Raw genomic sequence first — 3,557 nt, forward strand, 5'->3', positions numbered from 1 at the left:
ATCAAACAGAAGGAACACTTAATTACTTATATGCTTCATTTGCTCAGTAACAAAGCTTCATTAATCATGATAATGTCAGAGATAATATTAATTATTATTTTAATTAGATAAGTTATTTAATATAGATAAAAAAACAGCACCAATTAAGTGCTGCTTTTTTTTATTGAGTTTTTTTAAATTATTAGAATGAATAGTTCAAACCTATTTGCGCACCAAGTTGACGGTAGTTGTTGCTACCAAATCGGCTGTCTAATTGAGCATAGCTACTGAGGGATTTGGTTAAATTACCATTCACACCCACTTTTAATTCAATATAATTTTTACTCATGTCTGATTCAACATGTTTACCATTAATTTTTGCTTCCGGTGAAGAAGAATCATACAACCAGTTGGCTTCTATAAATGGTAATACTCCATAGCCTTCTTTAGTGCTTTGACCATAGAATCTTGCACCTAAACGCATTTGTACTCCATCACCATTAACATTACTTACTTCGCCTTGTGTGCCTAACTTAAAGTTGTGGCTGTCTGACCAGGTATAGCCTAACTGAGCATGTGGCTCAAGTAACCAATTCTTAACTAAACCTTCATGAAGAACCAAACCATAACCAGCTTCCGCTGATACTGTAATTGCCTTCCCATTATAATGACTTGAGAAGTGTCTTATTTCCGACAAATATGTTGAATTGTTATTTTTAAACCAGCTGTATTGAGCCCAAGTATCAACATATAAACCTGCGCCATTTACTTGGTCATTCCAATTACCATAAACACCTAAGTTATAACCAGTAACTCGTCCGTCCCCTTTACGTACGCTGTGTTTTTGATTGGTATCTGTTGAACTATGGCCATAACCACCATAAACACCAACTTTAAATTGCTCTTGTGATAATACATCCACACCCATTTCTATTACTGAGGTTCGAATGTTTACTGATTGTTTGCCTCCAAATAAATCACTTTGTGCGCGGTTATATTTGTAACTCATCCAAACATTTGATTCAGGTACATAAATTGAAGTATCTCTATCATGTGCACTGTGACGGAACATATTTAACGACGCCATATGATTGGCAAAAACTGAACCTGCAACAGGCGATTTATGGACATTTGAAAATGCATTAGTGTATTTTATTAATAAACGACCATAAGCATCCCAATCAAAAACGTAATCCAAAGCACTATCTGGTTTTTCTATAACATGCCATTCTGATTCGTCATCTCCATTAACTTCAACAAAATCTATTATTTCACCTTCTTCAATATTTTTGCCGTTAATTTCTACAATATTAATATTTGTCTTACCAGTTGCGTTACCCGTTACTATCATTTTATCTGATTGTTTTTTGGCAACATCGGCATAGATATTTAGCTGACCATTTTCACCATGGTAATCTCCATTTACTGTTAATACTGTATTTGCTGAATTTTTACCTAAATCAATAGTTCCAGCATTAACTACATTACCGACTGTTTGATTATGATTATTTAAATTTAATGAACCACCTTTACCAATATTGTAATCAGAATTAGGGCTAAATACATTTTCACCATTTGCATTCAAAGAACCACCGGTTATATTGGTTTTTCCTTTATAAGTATGTTTACCATTAACAAAGTTATCGCCTGAAACAACGTTAACGTTACCTTCACCGTCAATATCCCATAGTACTTGATAATCTTTATCGGTATGGTTAAAATTTAATTCGCCATCATCTTTTAAAGTGATAATAGGTGTATCAATCGTACCTGCTTTTTCTGCTGCTTTACCAACAGCACCACCGATATTTACTGCACCACCTTTTTCGATAAGTATACCTTCATTATCACCATTAGCATCATCTTTGACTTTCATGGTTGCATTATTAGATACAGTTATCTCACTTGTTAAATCAGTTTTGGTGTGATTAAACACTTTTACTTTTTTCGTGGCATTTAATTGTGACCCTTCACCATCAACTAAAATTTTACCATGTCTAACAATTAATTCTTTATAAGCGTCTCCATCTTCAACATTCAGACTTCCGCCATTAGTAATATTGATTTCACCATAACCTTTCTTGTTTGTATTTTGAGTTCCAAGCCTCAGACCTGTAGAATTGAAAGCAGAGCCTTGGCCATCAATATTTATGATTGCATTTCCATCTTCATTACCTATAAATGTACCTCTAGAAGAATTAACTACGCCTCTATCAAGTATATTAATTACAGCATTACCATCATTAGCTATACTTATATCATGACGTTGACTTAATACACTACCGTTACCTGATATAGTTACTTTTGCATTAGAGCTACTGTCATACGCAACACTCGTTGAAATCCATCCAGTATTTGTAAAAGTGCCGCCGTTTGTGATTAAAATATCAGCATCGCCACCCCCCCCTAAATAAACACTACCCACAGTACTGGTAAGATGCCCATTATCAAGTATTAATTTACCTGAACTTCCTTCATTTTTCCCTACCATAATTCTCTGCGTTGTAAGTGAACCTTGATCACTAATAGTCAAGCTTCCTATACCATCCATACCTACAAAATGTTGATCATTGCTCACCCCACCTTGAATTGTTCCAGAGCCGTCACCTTTTATTGTTTCATCCGATTCTATTGGTATTATTGCCGCTAAAGCACCACCTGCAATAAATGTTGATATAGCACCTACTACAGCTGTTTTAATTAGTAAAGATTTTGCTTTTTTTCCTCTACCTTTAGCTAATTCAGATACAGCCAGGCATTTTCCCTGCCGATTTTTTATAACTTTATAAATTTTATTCATTTACTTTTTCCTTTCTTTTCTTAAAAATTAAACATAATTTCTGATAACAGCAAAAATTATGCGACCCACATTATCGAATGAATTAATTAATCAATCAATATCTAATTGGTCATTCTTGACTTTAAAATAACCTGATTTAACTCTTTTATTAAATTAACATCAAACAGAAGGAACACTTAATTACTTATATGCTTCATTTGCTCAGTAACAAAGCTTCATTAATCATGATAATGTCAGAGATAATATTAATTATTATTTTAATTAGATAAGTTATTTAATATAGATAAAAAAACAGCACCAATTAAGTGCTGCTTTTTTTTATTGAGTTTTTTTAAATTATTAGAATGAATAGTTCAAACCTATTTGCGCACCAAGTTGACGGTAGTTGTTGCTACCAAATCGGCTGTCTAATTGAGCATAGCTACTGAGGGATTTGGTTAAATTACCATTCACACCCACTTTTAATTCAATATAATTTTTACTCATGTCTGATTCAACATGTTTACCATTAATTTTTGCTTCCGGTGAAGAAGAATCATACAACCAGTTGGCTTCTATAAATGGTAATACTCCATAGCCTTCTTTAGTGCTTTGACCATAGAATCTTGCACCTAAACGCATTTGTACTCCATCACCATTAACATTACTTACTTCGCCTTGTGTGCCTAACTTAAAGTTGTGGCTGTCTGACCAGGTATAGCCTAACTGAGCATGTGGCTCAAGTAACCAATTCTTAACTAAACCTTCATGAAGAACCAAACCATAACCAGCTTCCGCT

At 33.7% G+C, this 3,557-nt stretch carries 2 protein-coding genes; both read right to left on the minus strand.

The annotated features are described in order from the left end of the window. Window positions 1-181 precede the first annotated feature (181 nt). A complete protein-coding gene (locus tag A9G36_RS07785) occupies window positions 182-2,779 on the minus strand; it encodes an autotransporter outer membrane beta-barrel domain-containing protein (RefSeq protein ID WP_065585606.1) in 2,598 nt (865 codons plus the stop codon). 339 nt (window positions 2,780-3,118) lie between these two features. Next, window positions 3,119-3,557, minus strand: a 439-nt coding sequence (locus tag A9G36_RS07790) for an autotransporter outer membrane beta-barrel domain-containing protein (protein WP_141670628.1), incomplete at its 5' end; no start/stop codon positions are given.

Source organism: Gilliamella sp. Choc6-1, assembly GCF_001690385.1.
GTDB classification, from domain to species: Bacteria; Pseudomonadota; Gammaproteobacteria; order Enterobacterales; family Orbaceae; genus Gilliamella; species Gilliamella apicola_A.